This is a genomic window from Paenibacillus terrae (assembly GCF_005217525.1).
In the GTDB taxonomy this organism is placed as follows: domain Bacteria; phylum Bacillota; class Bacilli; order Paenibacillales; family Paenibacillaceae; genus Paenibacillus; species Paenibacillus terrae_C.
Map to the genome: position 1 here is coordinate 59,244 of NZ_PNXQ01000016.1, position 16,353 is coordinate 75,596.

Sequence of the window (16,353 nt, forward strand, 5' to 3'; positions counted from 1 at the left end):
ATTTTTCGAAAATATACACACTAACACTTTAAAATAGAAGTGACTTTATGGGTGGTTGGCAGCGGAGCGGATGGAATCGTTCTGAAGAAGCGTAGCGTTCGCCTTTATCCCCGGATTTTTACCTTTATATGTTCTATAAAATAAAAAAATCTGGGGATAACAGCGATAGGAAGAATGATCCATCCGCGAAGCGATCTCCCCCGCCCATAACTCACTTCATTTTCCAAGGAGGAACCACGATGAGTGACAAAGCGTACGCCTTATTCGAGGAACAGCAGCAACAAAGGGGCATTGACCTGGAACAAGTAAAGTTAAAGCTGAAAGCGCTTAGCATAGAAACCCCGTCCTGGGGCTATGGCGACTCAGGTACACGGTTTAAAGTTTTTCAAAAAACAGGCGTGCCGCGTGATCCGTTCGAAAAGCTGGAGGATGCCGCACAGGTACATGCCGTAACGGGATTGTGTCCATCGGTCGCCATTCATATTCCATGGGATAAGGTGGATCATTACGGCAAGCTGCGCAGTCATGCCGAAAGCCTGGGACTGCAGCTTGGGGCGGTTAATCCGAATCTGTTTCAGGATGAAGATTACATGCTCGGCAGCGTCACCAATGTAGACCCGGCCATCCGCCGCAAGGCAACAAACCACTTGCTGGAATGTGTGGACATTGCGAAGGAAACGGGCTCCAACGATTTTAGCCTGTGGTTTGCAGACGGAACAAACTATCCGGGTCAGGGAGACATCCGCAAGCGGAAAAATTGGATGCTGGAAGCACTCAGCGAAATGTATAAGGCGCTTACACCTGATATGCGCATGCTGATTGAATACAAGGCGTTCGAGCCAGCCTTTTATCATACGGATATTGCCGACTGGGGCATGGCGTACAATTACGCGACCAAGCTGGGACCGCAGGCACAGGTGCTTGTGGATACAGGGCATCATCTGCCGGGAGCAAATGTGGAGCATATTGTGGCATTTTTAATAGATGAGAAGCGATTGGGCGGTTTTCATTTTAATAGCTACAAATATGCAGATGATGATCTGATCGTAGGCTCCGCGAATCCATATGAGCTGTTCTTGATTTTTTATCAAATTTTAAATGCGGCTCAGGATGTGGATACGGATATCCGACATACGGTGGACAAAATTGCTTATTTGATCGACCAATCGCACAATATTGAACAAAAAATCCCGGCGATGATTCGCTCGGTGCTGAATGTGCAGACACAATATGCGAAGGCGCTGCTGATCAATCATGCAGAGGTGGAGGAAGCGGCGAATCGTCAGGATGTGCTGGGTGCGGAGGATGCTGTGCGCAAAGCGTTTGAGTTCGACGTTGCACCATTGCTCAAGGCAATACGTGAGGAGCAAGGGCTACCCGCTGATCCGATGAAAGCCTATTTAGCGTCTGATTATGGCACGCAGATTTTGCAAAGAGGCAAGGGTGGTGCAAGCTGGTGAGCATCCTCGCATATGATCTGGGGGCAAGCAGCGGCAGGGTTCTGCTCGGTCGATTGACGGATTCACGTATAGAGGTGGAGGAAATCCATCGCTTTTCGAATGATCCGGTCAAGGTCGGGGAGCGTCTGCACTGGGATATTTTGCGTCTGTATCACGAGGTTCAGCAAGGGCTGCTCAAAGCCAAGCACATGGGTGTGAACCCGTCCAGTCTGGCGATTGATTCCTGGGCGGTCGATTTTGGACTGATTGGAGAAGCCGGAGAATTACTGGGTAACCCTTATCATTATCGGGATTGGCATACCCATGGGGTGATGGAGGAAGTACAGGGCCAGTTAGGCAAGGAGTTTATTTTTCAGCGCACAGGGATTCAGTTTCTGACCTTTAATACGATGTATCAGTTGGCTGCTATGCGAAATGCGAGATCGCCGTTGCTGGAGCAGGCAGAGCATTTCTTGATGATACCCGATCTGCTGCGGTATTTTCTGACGGGTGAAATGGTTAATGAATTTTCCAATGCAACCAGCACGCAGTTATATAATCCGTTGCAGCAGGACTGGGATGATGAGCTTTTGTCCAGTCTCAGTATTCCCCGTTCCTGGTTTGGAAAGGTACTGGAGCCGGGAAGTGCCGCCGGTACGATCCGTTCCTCGGTCATGACTGATCTGGGCATCGGGGCGATTCCTGTCATTGCGGTCGCGGAACATGATACGGGATCGGCTGTGGCTGCGGTGCCAGCGTTGGAGCGGTCATTTGCCTATTTAAGCTGCGGAACGTGGTCCCTGATGGGAACGGAAACCCCGCAGCCGGTGATCAACGATGATACGCTGAGATTTAATTTTACGAACGAAGGCGGGGTAGGCCGGACCTACAGGCTGCTTAAAAATATTATGGGCTTGTGGATTTTACAGGAGGCACGCAGAGAGTGGGAGCGTCAAGGAACCTCTTATTCCTTCCCTGAGCTGGTACACATGGCGGAGCAAGCTCCGGCGTTCGTTTCTTGGATCGACCCGGACGATGAGTTGTTTCTGCATGCCGGGGATATGAGAACACGCATACGCCAATATTGCCGCAATACCGGGCAGCCTTTGCCGGAGACACCGGGTGAGGTTACGCGCTGTATTTTGGAAAGTCTGGCCTTGAAATACCGTTACGTTCTAGAGCTTACGGAGCGTGTGTCAGGACAACGATTTAACGGGCTGCATATGGTCGGCGGGGGGATTCAAAATCGGCTGTTGTGCCAATGGACGGCCAATTCGATTCAAAAACCCGTGTGGGCTGGACCCGCAGAAGCAAGCGCAATCGGCAATCTTGCGGTACAATGGATGGCACAGGGAAAGTTCGCCGATATATGGGAAGCACGCCGGGTCATCGCGGATTCTACTTCCGTAGAGGTATATGAACCTGCCGAGTCGGAAGCGTGGGAGGATGCCTACGGACGATTCCGGCGTGTGGCGGGACTTTTTGTACATTAAAGATGTGGAGTGAGATTGCCATGCTGGTCGCAGAAAGATATGAGATGATCGTACAGCTCGTCAATGAAAAAGGAAGCATCCGTGTGTCGGAGTTGAGTGAGCTGTGCAAAGTAACGGAGGAAACGATCCGCCGCGATCTGGACCGTTTGGAGCAGGCGGGACGGCTACGCCGTTCACATGGTGGAGCAGTCAGCGTCAAAAATGAGCAGCCCGAAACGCCGTATGCGGTACGGGAAATTATGAACGCAGAGGAAAAGCGCCGTATTGCCGAGGAAGCGGTCAAGCAGATTCAGCCGCATGATCGTATTTTGCTGGATGCCAGCACGACGGCCTGGTATATGGCGTCGATTTTGCCGGATATTCCGCTGACGATACTGACGAATTCGATCCGCGTGGCTACTGAGCTGGCGGGTAAGGAAAAAATCGAGGTTATTTCGACCGGAGGACAGTTGCTACAGCGTTCATTGTCCTTTGTAGGCCCACTCGCAGAGCGCTCGTTGGAATCGTATTATGTGGATAAATTATTTTTCTCCAGCCAGGGGGTGCATCTGGATCGGGGAATTAGTGAATCGAATGAGCTGCAAGCCCGTTTGAAGCAAAAAATGGTCAGTATTGCAGACCGCGTGATTTTACTGGCAGATGCGAGCAAATTTGGGCAGCAGGCATTCACGCATGTCGTGAAGCTGTCGCAGGTATCCGAGATTATTACGGATGCGCGTTTGTCGGACCCGATTCGCAGTCAATTAGCAGAGCTGTCGATTCCGGTTACGATAGTGTAAAGCAGTTAGTTGCCGAGGGGGAGGCCGCTCCACGTTTCATTTGATCTTACGATCGCTGTTGCAGCGGGATTCTTTGATGATGTAAAACAAGTATAGGTGAGAATCCCGCTGCAAGCTTATGCTTACGATAAGAGCTTTCCTTTGGAAAGTTTTACTATCTATATAAGATGAACTTGTAAAATGTACACAAAAACGGAGTAGGCGGAATGGTGCTGTACAAGCGAAGCGGTCGCTTTTGTCCCCGGATTTCTACTGTGATGGAGGCTTTATTCAAGAAATCCGGTGGCGGTGGCGGTGGCGATGGAAAGCACCATCCGACTGCGCAGTGGCTCTATATGTAGCTTTCCAGCTCAGTTTATGTATAAAGTAATAGCTATTCCATGGACGGAAGGGGTGTCTCGTGTGAAGGTATCTTTATTTATTACCTGCCTGAGTGATGCGATTTATCCCAAGGTGGGGGAAGCGATGGCACGCTTGCTTGCCAGATATGGTGTTCAACTGGATTTTCCGAAGGTGCAGACATGCTGCGGCCAGCCGTCCTATAACAGCGGCTACTGGAATGAAACGAGGGCAGCGGCGAAAACGATTTTGAAAGCGTTTGACGACAGCGACTTTGTTGTATCGTCCTCCGGTTCCTGCACTTATATGATTCATCATTACCCGGAGTTGTTCAAGGATGAGCCGGAATGGCTTGACTCAGCGCGGCGATTGGAGGAAAAGACGTATGAGTTTACACAATTTATGGTGCAGGTGCTTGGCGTGACCGATGTGGGCGCGTCTTTTCCGTATACCGTAACCTACCATCCGTCCTGCCACGGCACACGTTTGTTAGGCGTAAAGGAGGAGCCAATGCAGCTACTTGGCAGTGTAAAGGGCTTGCAGCTGGTGCCGCTTCCTTTTGCCGAGGATTGCTGTGGCTTTGGTGGTACTTTTGCGGTAAAAATGTCGGATATTTCGGGAGCCATGGTGACGGAAAAGGTGGATCATATCAGGGAGACGGAGGCCGAGGTGCTGGTTGGACTGGATATGGCCTGCCTGATGAACATTGCGGGAAATCTCCGGTACCGGGAAGAGCCGGTTCGGGTTATGCACCTGGCCGAGCTGCTGTATGAAGGGGTGAAGCACACATGACCGCTGTACATTCACATTCGATGAGCGAAAAGGTCAAAAAACGCGCCGAGCTGGCCCTGAACGACGATTTTCTGCGGAATGCGGTTCGTTTCACAACCGAGCGTTTGCGCAACGGGAAGCAGGCGGCTTCAGAGCAGCATGGGAATTGGGAGGAATGGCGTGAGCGGGGCCGTCAAATTCGGCTGCATACCATTGCCCATCTGGACTATTATCTAAACCTGTTTGTGGACAATGCCCGGGCCAACGGGGTGCATATCCATTTTGCCGATACAGCCGCAGATGCCGTACGAATGACGCTGGATATTGCTGCTCACAATCAGGCCCGGTCTGTCGTTAAATCCAAGTCGATGGTGTCGGAGGAGCTACACTTGAATCAGGCGCTGGAGGGCGTGGATATCGAGACGATTGAAAGCGATCTTGGAGAGTACATTATTCAGCTTGCAGGTGAGGCCCCGTCCCATATCGTCATTCCGGCGATTCACAAAAACCGCTATCAGATTGCCGAACTGCTGTCCAAAGAAGCGGGCGAGGAACTGTCTGCGGATACGACGATTTTGGCTGGTTTTGTCCGCAAGAAACTGCGTGAAAAGTTTCTGGAGGCGGATATTGGCATGACAGGCTGTAATTTTGCCATCGCGGAGACGGGTTCCATGGTATTGTTCGAAAATGAAGGCAATGCGCGGATGGTATCTACTTTGCCTAGAACACAAATTACGCTGATGGGAATGGAACGGATTATTCCATCATGGACGGACCTGGAGGTCATGGCTACATTGCTGCCACGGTCCGCTACCGGACAGAAGCTGACGATGTATATGTCCGGCATCTCAGGCCCACGGCGCAGTCAAGATGCCGATGGGCCTGAGGAAATGCATATCATCATCGTAGATAACGGACGCTCGCTACAGCTAGGCAATCCCGAGTTTCAGGAGCTGCTGAATTGCATTCGTTGCGGGGCGTGTCTGAACGCCTGCCCGGTTTATCGCCACATTGGCGGACATGCGTATGGCGGGACTTATAGCGGACCTATCGGTGCGGTACTTACGCCTGCTTTGCATGGCAACATCGAAGAGTGGAACGATATTGCAAGCGCGTCCAGTCTGTGTGGTGCGTGCTATGAAGCCTGTCCGGTCAAAATACCGTTGCACGACATGCTGGTCTATTTGCGCAGACGCAAAGTTGAGGCTGGACAAGGAGATAGACTGGAAGCGGTGGGGATGAAAGGGTTTGCGACCGTTGTTTCCAGCTCGAAGCGATTCGCAGCGGCGATTCGGCTCGGACAAATTGCCCAAAAGGCTGTCGTCCGTAAGGGAGAAATTACGCTGAAGCTTGGTCCCCTAAAGGGCTGGAATACGTACCGCGTGGCCCCCTCTCTGGCGAAAAAGTCCTTCCGTCAGCAATGGAACACACTGGAACGTGAGCTGGAGCAGGAACGTAACGTGATGCAGCCTGACGTTCGCAGCCGAATGGAGAGAATTTTGGAAGATAGAAGTAAAGGAGGCGGGCAGCATGATTGAACAGAATAGACCTTCTGCGCAAGCAAAGGCGGCCCATGAAGCGTGGCTCCATCAAATGGAAGCCGAATCCCGCGCCAAGCAGGTGCGCTTTATGGATAGCATTGCAACGAAGCTCAAGCGTCCGCGACAGACGGAGCCGCCCGTGCAGCCGTTTCGCGGCGCACCTGCATTTTGGCACGAATTCGAATGGAGCGCGGAGCAGCGCATCGAAGAGTTTACCGCCAACTTTACAAGTGTTGGCGGGCATGTCGTGCGTCTGCCGGATCTGGAGCAGACGGCAGACTGGATCGCGCGCAAGGCGCGTGAGCTGGGAGCGGCCTATATCGTCCGGCAGAATGAGCCGGACCTGGATGCGCTCCAGCTGGAATCGGCGCTGCCGGAAGCCCGTCTATCGGTGTGGAACACCGATCCAGTCGAGGACTGGAAGGCACGCGCTGCCGAGGCGGACATCGGCATCGTCATCGCCGATGAAGCTGCCGCCTACACCGGATCGGTGGCGGTGCTGTCCTCACCGGAGAAGGGCCGCGCAGTCAGTTTGCTGCCGACGGTGCTGATCATTCTCCTTCCGCTGGAGCGTCTGCGGACGCGGCTGGGTGAAATTTTAAGCCGCTTTGACGAAGTAGGACGGGAGCAACTGCCCGCAGGCATTCATTTTATTACCGGACCCAGCCGTTCGTCGGATATTGAAAATGATCTGACCATTGGCGTACACGGACCCGGCATCGTTTATACGTTGTTAATTGGTTAGTTTGTAGATGGATTTAGCAGGTAGACTGGCGGACCTTCAACTCAAAAGCAAGGGAGATTGGCTCCAAAGGCTGGCTATTCAACTGTCGATACAACGTACGAAACATTTCCTGTCCGATGCGCTGCAACGGATTCGTAATATTGGTCAGTCCCATGGCGTCGGCTACCTGACTTTCGTCAGCTTCAAAACCGACCACCGCCAAGTCCCCTGGAACATTCCAGCCCTTACTACGGGCGGCGGAGATAATACCACAGGCCACAAAATCATTGGTGGTCATGATGGCATGTGGACGTTCCTTTAATGAATCCAGCTTGGCGAACGCCCGCATTCCGTCTTGCACCGTATGGATACCGCTGAGCAACCATTCCTCATTCACTGGCAGCTTCCTTGCCGCATGCAGGTCATTATAGGCCTGGAGTCTTCTTTGGCTGTTTATGCTGTTTTTCCTGCCCACGGTGCAGGCGATTTTTTCAAATCCCAGCTCGGCCAAATGCTCTAATCCGATCCGAAATCCTTCATAATGATCGAGATAAATGGATGAAATCTCTTTATTTTTTAATGGCTCACAGGTCACAATCGGCCCATATTGGGTATAACGCCTCACAGCAGACCATTCCAGCATACGCCGTAAAATGACGAGCCCGTCCACTTTTTTCTGCCTCAATAACTCTAACGCCGCGCTCTCCAAATCCCGCTTTTCCTCCGTCTGGTAGATAAGAACTTGATAATCCTGCTCTTTACCCGCATTGGATACTCCCTTGATGATTTGCATGTAATAATTGTTAATCGTTGGAGTCATGATCCCGATGACCTTGGTACGGCCCACTTTTAACTGCACCGCATTAATATTCGGAATATAATCCAGTTCCCGAATCACTTCCATCACCCTGGTCCGCGTAGCCTCACTGACATGAGGATGATGATTCAGCACCCGAGATACAGTACTTGTCGATACCCCTGCGATTTCAGCAATTCTTTTAATATTATGCATAGAATTCAACTCCAAAAATTTAGTTCTTGACCTGGAATGCATCCCAGATTGTAGCATGAAAGCATAAAGCGTATGCAGCAATCCGGAATGCATTTGAGGCGCACGGGTTCCGTCATACTTCTTCACAAATTATATACGACCTGGAGGAATGCAACATGGAACAGGCAAAGGGATTTCCCAAGGATTTTCTATGGGGCGGGGCAGCCGCTGCCATGCAGATTGAAGGGGCTTACAATGTAGATGGGAGAGGGCTCTCCATCTCTGATGTATTTACCTTTGATCCGGAACTCGACAAAAAGCGCTGGCTGGATCAGTGGCATATGATGACCCACGCCCAAGTCAAGGAAGCATTGGACCCAAACAGCACCCAAAATTATCCCAAACGCCGGGGAAATGATTTCTATCACCGTTATGAAGAAGATATTAATCTGCTGGCCGAGATGGGTTTTAAATGCTTCCGAACTTCCATTTCCTGGACACGTATTTTCCCGAATGGCGACGAGACAGAGCCCAATGAGAAAGGGCTGCAATTCTATGACAAGGTTTTTGATGCCCTGCTAGCCAAAGGTATTGAACCTGTCATCTCACTTACCCATTACGATATGCCTTTGTATCTTGTCACCGAGTATGGTGGGTGGAAAAATCGGAAGCTGATTGAATTTTTCGTCCGTTTTGCCGAAACCGTGTTTACTCGTTACAAGAATAAGGTGAAATACTGGATTACGTTTAACGAAATGAACTGTGTCAAGCACCATCCGTTTGTCAGCGCCGGGATCATTGAAGAGAATCACCCGAACCTGGAGCAGGACAAGTATCAATCTGCCCATCACCAGTTTATAGCCAGTGCGCTGGCAGTCAAAGCCTGTCATGAGATTATACCAAACTCCCAGATTGGGTGCATGATCAGCTATCTGTTACTTTATCCGAATACCTGCAATCCGGATGATGTGCTTGAATGCCAAAAGGAAGAACGTGTGTCCTTCTTTTTCAGTGATGTACAAACCAGAGGCTATTATCCGTCCTATACCGCACGCATGTTCAAGGAAAAGGGCGTTGTCCTGCATAAAGAACCGGGCGATGATGAAATCCTGCGCGATAATCTCGTGGACTTCGTGTCCTTGAGCTACTATATGTCCAACAATGCCAGCGCCACTGCCGACCAGCATGCCAAAGCAAGCGGAAATCTGATTGGCGGTGTGAAAAATCCTTACCTGGAGCAGTCCGAATGGGGCTGGCAGATTGATCCTAAAGGATTACGTTATGCGCTGAACAACCTGTATGACCGCTACCAGAAGCCGCTGTTCATCTCGGAAAACGGCGTGGGCGCGACAGATCAAATGAGCCCTGACGGGACGATTAATGATGATTATCGTATTGATTATCTGAAAAAACATATCGAGCAAATGAGGGAAGCGATTGAGGATGGAGTAGATCTGTTCGGCTATACCGCCTGGGGCCCAATCGACATGATCAGTGCTTCAACTTCACAGGCATCCAAGAGATACGGCTTTGTCTACGTCGATCAGGATGATCTGGGCAACGGAACACTGAACCGCTACAAGAAAAAAAGCTTTGACTGGTATAAAAAAGTGATTGAATCGGGCGGAGAAGTGCTCTAAACGGAGGCGTATGAAGCATGAAAGGCTTGAGCCTGCTCTTATGCCTGATCTGGGGCTTTAATTTTGTCATCATGAAATTGGGCAATGGAGCCTTTGAACCTGTCCAATTTGCCTCTTTCCGGTTTCTCACGGGCACGCTGCTTCTGTTCGGAATTCTCTTTTGGAAGCGGGTTCCCTATCCTGACAGGCACGCGATGAAATGGGTTATACTCTGCGGAATTCTCCAGACTACCTATTTTAATATTGCGATTCAGATTTCCCTGAACTACATTAATGCTGGCTTAACCTCTGTGCTTACGTACAGCATGCCGTTATTTGTATCCATTATGGCGCATTTTCTTATTCCGGGTGAGCGACTCAACACAAGCAAAACGATTGGAATTGCTACAGGCATGATGGGGCTGTTATTTGCTATGGACATTCATTTGGGCGGCAATTTGTGGGCCATGCTGCTTGGAGTGAGTTCGGCGATTGCATGGGCACTTTCCAACCTGATTATCAAGCTCAAGCTCCAGCATTGCGATAAAACCCAGTTTACGACCTGGCAGATGGCGTTCGGTGCGCTCGGACTGCTATTGTATTCCCTGTTGTTTGAGCGATGGGAGCCGCATTTTAGCGCTGCGTCGATCTTTTATATTTTATTTTCCGGTATTGTGGCGTCGGCTCTGGCATTCCTGCTGTGGACCCATATTCTCACCAGAATGGAAGCAAGTAAAGCTTCTGTTACACTGTTGCTGGTTCCCATCATCGGTGTTGTATCCGGCTGGATCTTTCTTCACGAGGAGCTCAAAGCGGCTACTCTGCTTGGCATTTTTTTAGTACTGGCGGGCATCTGGATAGTGAATCGTTCAGGGACTCCGAAGTCGCAGTAAGCGGCTGGAAGGCTTTTTTTAATAAAGGGTTGACAGTAAAAAAGAAACTCTATTATAATAAAGTCAAGAAAACGGTTACAGAAATGAATTTTATAATTTCAGGGTGTTACTATTTTAGGCATAACCTGAATGGAGTTCCGGTAAGTGGGCGATAACGTCTATTAAGCGGTGTTCTGTTCAGGTTTTTTAGTGTGTTCACATTTTTTAACAGAGTCTCTTTAAAAAATGGCCTTCCAGTAAATAAAAGCAGGTGGTCGCATGATTTTGAAGAAAGCGCTTAACAACAATGTCGTATTAGCAGAGGAAGAGGACGCCCAAGAGGTCATTGCGACAGGGAATGGAATCGCATTCAACCTGAAGCCGGGGGATACCATCGATGAGCGTAAAATCACGAAGCTGTTTGTAGTCAAAACTCAGGATCTATCCGCGAAGCTGGCGGATTTGCTGAAAGATGTGAAGATGGAATGCATTGAAATTGCAGATGAAATCGTGGAGTATGCCAGACCGAGATTGGCCGGAGACATTAGTGATTATATTTATCTGGCCTTGATTGACCATATTTCATTTGCCATTGAACGGCATGCAAGGGGCACCCCGATTGAAAACCGGTTCCTATGGGAAATCAAGCGGTTTTATCGCGAAGAATTCGCGATCGGAAAACATGCGCTGGAGATGATCCGTAACAGGATCAACATTACGTTCGATGAAAATGAAGCCGGATTTATTGCTCTGCATTTCGTCAACGCCCGTCTGGATAACCAGAAGCTAGACCTGACGCTAAAAACGTCAAAAGTCATCAAGGATATTATGGATATTGTAAAATATCACTTCAATGTTGAGTTTGATGAAGATTCATGGAACTATAACCGATTTGTAACTCATCTTAAATTTTTTGCCCAGCGGCTTTTTGCCCATGAATCGGCAGATCCACAGTACATGAATTTGTTTGAAGACCTGAAAACCAAATTTCCGGAAGAGCACAGATGCGTACAAAAAATAGGGGTTTATGTGAATAAGCAGTTTGAACAGAAACTAACCAATGATGAAATGATGTACCTTATGATCCACATTTCCAGATTGGTCAACAGAACAGAAAACTAGCAGGGTGTTACCATTCGTGGGCATTACCTGAGTAATTTCGATACTAAAGTGCATTTTGGTATCGGATATTACTCAGGTTTTTTTTATATCAACCAGAGAGCATTGGAGGCAGGCGTTATGAGCAAGCATGATGAATTAGCGAAATTCATTGTAACAAATGTAGGCGGAGAGGAAAATATCCGTGATCTGTACCATTGTATGACCCGTCTGAGATTTACACTCAAGGACAAGAAAAAAGCCAACAAAGAGGCTTTGGAAAATTCCGACGGGGTCATTTCCGTGATCGAAAGCGGAGGACAGTACCAGGTGGTGATCGGCAATCATGTTAGCGAGGTCTATGATGCGATTGCGGGGAATTACAACCTTCAGGTAAAAAGCGGCAACAATGAGAAAGAGGACCATTCAAAGGAAGGTAATTTTATCAGTCGAGCCTTTACCGTCATGAGCTCGATCTTCCAGCCGATTGTACCTGCTTTGGCTGGTGCAGGGATGCTGAAAGCTATCCTGGTTATTCTTACGCAGTTAGAGTGGCTGGACAGTGCCTCCAGCACCTATGCTATCCTTGCTGCCGCAGGCAACGGTGTGTTTTACTTCCTGCCACTGATGTTAGCATTTTCAGCTTCGAGAACGTTCAAGACCCAGCCTATTGTATCTGCCGCCATTATGGCCGCTTTGCTGGAGCCTAACTTCACCAAGCTGATGGAAAACACGGGGGATATATCATCCTTTATCCATATTCCCGTTGTCCTGATGAGTTATACGACATCCATTATTCCTGCTATTTTAGCCATTTGGCTGTATTCATATCTGGAACGATTCCTGAAGCGAGTGGTTCCGAAAAGCATTGAATTATTTATGGTTCCGCTCGTTTCCTTATTAATTATGGTTCCGCTTACTGCCATTGTGATCGGTCCGCTGGGAGTGTACACCGGTAAAGGCATTGCAGATGGTATTGAATTTTTAAGTACACAAAGCGGTCTCTTGACCGGGGCCATTCTGGGAGGCGGCTGGACCTTCCTGGTGATGTTTGGTTTACATTGGGGGATTGCACCTGCGATGATCAACAATCTTTCCCTCAAAGGGTTTGATACGATCCGACCCATGATGGCTTCCGCGACCTTTGCCCAATCCGGTGTCGCTCTTGGGGTCTTTCTGAAAGCCAAGGACAAAAAGCTGAAAGCTTACGCTCTGTCATCTATTCTCCCTTCACTGTTCGCCGGTATTACGGAACCTATCGTTTATGGGCTGTCCGTGAAGCTGAAAAGACCGATGATTGCCGCCGTAATCGGGGGAACGATCGGTGGGGCCATTGCCGGGCATTTCCAGACAACCGTGCTCGCTTATGTGTTCCCTGCCATAACGACTATTCCAGCGTTCTTTACGAATACTATTGCTTTTTATTTGATCAGCATCACCATTTCATTCGTGATTACTACCGTATTAACTTATATTCTGGGCTTTAATGAAGGTAACGGGGCAACGGATGCGGAGACAGGAAAGACGGAACCAGAAAAATCCGGGCCTGCCTTACAGACTGAATCTGGACAAACCGTAGTCATTGAGAGTGTCTATGCTCCTATAAATGGCGTAATTGTTCCGCTTCATGAAGTGCCTGATCCTGCGTTCTCTACGGAAGCGATGGGTCAAGGTATAGCCATTTTGCCGAGCGAAGGAAAGGTATATTCACCCGTCTCCGGGGTCGTCTCGCTCGTATTCCGAACCGGCCATGCGGTGGCCATCACCTCTGACAACCATCTGGACCTGTTAATTCATGTGGGACTGGATACGGTTAAGCTGAAAGGCGATTATTTCACAAAGCATGTGGAGCAAGGGCAACGGATTGAAAGGGGAGACTTACTGCTTGAATTTGATATTCCGAAAATCCAGGCAGCCGGTTATGACCTGACCACTCCGATTATTGTTACCAACAGCACTGCTTACCAAAAGGTTACCCAAACACAGCAAAAATCCGTAGATTTGCAAAGTGTTTTGCTCACAATACATTAAATAAAGGAGGAAGATAGTCATGACAGAACAAATAGGCAAAAGTTTTCCTGAGAATTTTCTATGGGGCGGTGCTATAGCGGCGAATCAGGCCGAAGGGGCATGGAACGAGGATGGTAAAGGGCCAGCGATCAGCGATGCATTCCGGGGAGGCATTGTAGGCGGAACGTTTGATGAGACGATTGATGAGAACAAGTATTATGCCAGCCATGAAGCGATTGATTTTTATCATCGTTATAAAGAAGATATCGCCCTGTTTGCGGAGATGGGCATGAAATGCTTTCGGACTTCCATTGCATGGTCCCGAATTTTTCCGAATGGGGATGATGCCGAGCCGAATGAAAAAGGGCTGCAATTTTACGATGATTTGTTTGATGAGCTATTGAAGTATGGAATTGAGCCGGTCATCACTATTTCTCACTTTGAGCTACCCTTGAATCTGATCCGCAAATACGAAGGCTGGAAAAGCCGCGAGCTGATTGGATTCTACGTAAAGTATGCGGAAGTTGTCTTCAAACGGTATAAAAACAAAGTGAAATATTGGATGAACTTCAACGAAATCAATCATTTTCACACGATTCCTTTGGCGGCAGGAGGCATTGTCGTTCAAGACGATGAGCATAAGCTTCCGACGATTTATCAGGCCAGTCACCATGTTTTCGTTGCCAGCGCGCTGGCTACCAAACTGTGCCATGAAATTATCCCTGGTGCAATGATGGGTGCTATGTTGTCTCTGAGTCCGATCTATCCGAATACCTGCAATCCGGACGATGTGTTTGACGCCTATGAGCTGAGAAGAAGATCCTTATTTTATTCCGATGTGATCCTTAGAGGCTATTATCCAAGCTATGCCAAACGGATCTGGAAAGAGCATAACATCATGATTCAAATGGAGCCTGGCGATGAACAATTACTGCGGGAGCATACGGCTGATTATTTGGGATTTAGCTATTATCGGAGTACTACGCATAAAGCAGGTATGCCCATCCTGGGCAATACAGGTGGCATTATGGGACTCGACAATCCCTATTTGGAAAAAACACCATGGGGATGGCCAATTGATCCGAAAGGCTTCCGCTATGTATGTAATGAAATGTACGACCGATATCAGAAGCCTCTGTTTGTTGTAGAGAACGGTTACGGCAGTCATGACGAAATTCTGGAAGACGGTTCAATTCATGATCCCGAGCGAGTGGACTATCTGAACAAGCATCTGATCCAGTTGCATGAAGCTATTGAGGATGGCTGCGAAGTGCTCGGCTATACCTGGTGGGGTCCAATCGACATTGTCAGCGCAGGAACGGGAGAAATGAAAAAAAGGTACGGCTTTATCTATGTAGACAAAAACAACGATGGTACGGGTACGCTGGAAAGAAGAAAAAAGAACAGCTTCTACTGGTACCAAAAGATTATTGAATCCAATGGGGAGGTATTGTTCGAATCCTAAAAAATAAAGGGGTACAATCCTTTAATTCCATAAAAGTCAGGAACGAACCGGCCCGAGATACGATCTTTGGCTGGTTCGTTTGTATATGGACTAGCGAGAATGGTAGAGAGGGAAACGAGTTTCAAAATCCGTCTGCCTGCGGCTGCTTCTAACCGAAATACTGCCATCGTGCAGCTCGGTAATGCTTTTCGTAATCGCCAGCCCCAGCCCGGTACCTCCAGTTTCCTTGGAACGTGATTTGTCCACCCGGTAAAAACGTTCAAAAAGATGCGGCACATCTTTTGAAGGAATCGGAGTTCCGTAATTGGTGCAGATGACCACAGCCTCGTCGCCCTCGCGTCCCACTGTAATATCCAGGCGCTTGCCGTCTTTTCCGTATCGAATCGCGTTGGAAAACAGATTTTCATACAGACGCACCAGCTCGTCCGTATCAGCCAAAATCCGCACGGGCTCGACTATTCGCACGCGGTAGGTCATGTCCGCCTGTTCCAGTGAAGGGACAAATTCCTCGGCCAACTGGGTAAGCAATTTGCCAAGGTCTACAGGCTCCAGTTCCAGTGGCAGACTGCCGCCGCTCACGCGTGTATATTCAAACAGCTCGTCGATCAGCTTTTTAAGCGTCAATGATTTTTCATAGGCAATGTTCACATAGTAGCGCAGCTCAATTTCGTCCCGGTAGCGGTCGGTTTCGATATATTCCAGAAAACCGATGACAGATGTTAGCGGGGTGCGGAGATCATGGGATACGCCCGTAATCAGGTCGCTTTTGGCTTTGGCGGAAGCCCGTTCCTCTTCCATAGAGAGACGGAGCTTGTCCGCCATAGTATTCATATTTTTTGCCAGCGTCCCCAGCTCATCCGCCGAGGAAACGGGAATCGAGTAGGACAGATGCCCGTCTGCGAATTCCTGCATACCGGTCGTAATTTCGCGTAAATAACCAATCGTATTTTTGGAAAAGCGAAAAAAGAAATACACATACAATGGCAATCCGCCCATGATCATGATCACTGGAGAACCAATGTTGTTCACAGCCCAGCGAATCAGGCGAGTGCCAAAAAACGAACGTGAAGGGTTCAGCCACAATAGTAAAGATGCCCCATTGTAAAATACCATCAGAATCAGTCCGGTTAAAGTAAAGGCGGCGAGGCTAAGGGCTGCCAGCTTCCATCCCAACGTATCGTATCGTTTTGCCTTCAAGACATAAGTCCTCCA

General features: G+C 48.9%; 14 protein-coding genes. 12 read left to right on the forward strand and 2 right to left on the reverse strand.

All coding sequences use genetic code 11. The features are described from left to right. Positions 1–239 precede the first annotated feature (239 nt). From rhaI to C1I60_RS17995, 7 genes are all read left to right on the forward strand, one after another. The gene (gene rhaI, locus C1I60_RS17970) at positions 240–1,460 is read left to right on the forward strand and encodes an L-rhamnose isomerase (RefSeq protein ID WP_137062975.1); all 1,221 of its coding nucleotides are present in this window, start codon (positions 240–242) and stop codon (positions 1,458–1,460) included. Next, positions 1,457–2,932 (forward strand): rhamnulokinase, encoded by a 1,476-nt coding sequence (gene rhaB / locus C1I60_RS17975; RefSeq protein ID WP_137062976.1) that lies wholly within the window; start codon positions 1,457–1,459, stop codon positions 2,930–2,932. Before rhaI ends, rhaB begins: the two co-directional genes overlap by 4 nt. A gap of 20 nt (positions 2,933–2,952) precedes the next feature. After that, complete coding sequence (locus C1I60_RS17980; RefSeq protein WP_137062977.1) at positions 2,953–3,711, forward strand: DeoR/GlpR family DNA-binding transcription regulator; 759 nt, start codon at positions 2,953–2,955, stop codon at positions 3,709–3,711. Positions 3,712–3,917: 206 nt separating this feature from the next. Then, a complete protein-coding gene (locus C1I60_RS26210) occupies positions 3,918–4,052 on the forward strand; it encodes a hypothetical protein (RefSeq protein ID WP_289306531.1) in 135 nt (44 codons plus the stop codon). A 61-nt stretch (positions 4,053–4,113) separates the two neighbouring features. Then, positions 4,114–4,842: a (Fe-S)-binding protein gene (locus tag C1I60_RS17985; RefSeq protein WP_137062978.1), complete on the forward strand. Its 729-nt coding sequence runs from the start codon at positions 4,114–4,116 to the stop codon at positions 4,840–4,842. Continuing rightward, on the forward strand, positions 4,839–6,359 hold the full coding sequence (locus C1I60_RS17990) for a LutB/LldF family L-lactate oxidation iron-sulfur protein (RefSeq protein WP_137062979.1): 1,521 nt from the start codon (positions 4,839–4,841) through the stop codon (positions 6,357–6,359). The genes C1I60_RS17985 and C1I60_RS17990 overlap by 4 nt, the downstream gene beginning before the upstream one ends. Then, the gene (locus C1I60_RS17995) at positions 6,352–7,107 is read left to right on the forward strand and encodes a LutC/YkgG family protein (protein WP_137062980.1); all 756 of its coding nucleotides are present in this window, start codon (positions 6,352–6,354) and stop codon (positions 7,105–7,107) included. The genes C1I60_RS17990 and C1I60_RS17995 overlap by 8 nt, the downstream gene beginning before the upstream one ends. Positions 7,108–7,120: 13 nt before the next feature. On the opposite strand, the gene C1I60_RS18000 is transcribed toward C1I60_RS17995, so the two are convergent. After that, entirely contained in the window at positions 7,121–8,098 is a 978-nt protein-coding gene (locus C1I60_RS18000; protein ID WP_137062981.1) for a LacI family DNA-binding transcriptional regulator, read from the reverse strand. Between the two features lie 155 nt (positions 8,099–8,253). On the opposite strand from C1I60_RS18000, the gene C1I60_RS18005 reads away from it, so the two are divergent. From C1I60_RS18005 to C1I60_RS18025, 5 genes are all read left to right on the forward strand, one after another. Then, positions 8,254–9,717, forward strand: a complete 1,464-nt coding sequence (locus C1I60_RS18005; RefSeq protein WP_137062982.1) for a glycoside hydrolase family 1 protein — start codon at positions 8,254–8,256, stop codon at positions 9,715–9,717. 17 nt (positions 9,718–9,734) lie between these two features. Next, on the forward strand, positions 9,735–10,589 hold the full coding sequence (locus tag C1I60_RS18010; protein WP_137062983.1) for a DMT family transporter: 855 nt from the start codon (positions 9,735–9,737) through the stop codon (positions 10,587–10,589). Between the two features lie 258 nt (positions 10,590–10,847). After that, positions 10,848–11,690, forward strand: coding sequence for a BglG family transcription antiterminator LicT (gene licT, locus C1I60_RS18015; protein ID WP_137062984.1), 843 nt, complete (start codon positions 10,848–10,850; stop codon positions 11,688–11,690). A gap of 117 nt (positions 11,691–11,807) precedes the next feature. Beyond that, a complete protein-coding gene (locus C1I60_RS18020; RefSeq protein WP_137062985.1) occupies positions 11,808–13,697 on the forward strand; it encodes a beta-glucoside-specific PTS transporter subunit IIABC in 1,890 nt (629 codons plus the stop codon). Between the two features lie 19 nt (positions 13,698–13,716). After that, positions 13,717–15,141, forward strand: a complete 1,425-nt coding sequence (locus tag C1I60_RS18025; protein WP_137062986.1) for a glycoside hydrolase family 1 protein — start codon at positions 13,717–13,719, stop codon at positions 15,139–15,141. 90 nt (positions 15,142–15,231) lie between these two features. Here C1I60_RS18025 and C1I60_RS18030 read toward each other — a convergent pair whose 3' ends face one another. Next, positions 15,232–16,338: a sensor histidine kinase gene (locus C1I60_RS18030; RefSeq protein ID WP_137062987.1), complete on the reverse strand. Its 1,107-nt coding sequence runs from the start codon at positions 16,336–16,338 to the stop codon at positions 15,232–15,234. Between the last annotated feature and the right edge of the window lie 15 nt (positions 16,339–16,353).

Excerpts from the sequence above, each read along its gene's own strand:
- rhaI (WP_137062975.1), top strand. The coding sequence starts at position 240 with ATGAGTGACAAAGCGTACGCCTTATTCGAGGAACAGCAGCAACAAAGG.
- C1I60_RS17980 (WP_137062977.1), top strand. The coding sequence starts at position 2,953 with ATGCTGGTCGCAGAAAGATATGAGATGATCGTACAGCTCGTCAATGAA.
- C1I60_RS26210 (WP_289306531.1), top strand. The coding sequence starts at position 3,918 with ATGGTGCTGTACAAGCGAAGCGGTCGCTTTTGTCCCCGGATTTCTACT.
- C1I60_RS17990 (WP_137062979.1), top strand. The coding sequence starts at position 4,839 with ATGACCGCTGTACATTCACATTCGATGAGCGAAAAGGTCAAAAAACGC.
- C1I60_RS17995 (WP_137062980.1), top strand. The coding sequence starts at position 6,352 with ATGATTGAACAGAATAGACCTTCTGCGCAAGCAAAGGCGGCCCATGAA.
- C1I60_RS18000 (WP_137062981.1), bottom strand. The coding sequence starts at position 8,098 with ATGCATAATATTAAAAGAATTGCTGAAATCGCAGGGGTATCGACAAGT.
- C1I60_RS18005 (WP_137062982.1), top strand. The coding sequence starts at position 8,254 with ATGGAACAGGCAAAGGGATTTCCCAAGGATTTTCTATGGGGCGGGGCA.
- C1I60_RS18010 (WP_137062983.1), top strand. The coding sequence starts at position 9,735 with ATGAAAGGCTTGAGCCTGCTCTTATGCCTGATCTGGGGCTTTAATTTT.
- licT (WP_137062984.1), top strand. The coding sequence starts at position 10,848 with ATGATTTTGAAGAAAGCGCTTAACAACAATGTCGTATTAGCAGAGGAA.
- C1I60_RS18020 (WP_137062985.1), top strand. The coding sequence starts at position 11,808 with ATGAGCAAGCATGATGAATTAGCGAAATTCATTGTAACAAATGTAGGC.
- C1I60_RS18025 (WP_137062986.1), top strand. The coding sequence starts at position 13,717 with ATGACAGAACAAATAGGCAAAAGTTTTCCTGAGAATTTTCTATGGGGC.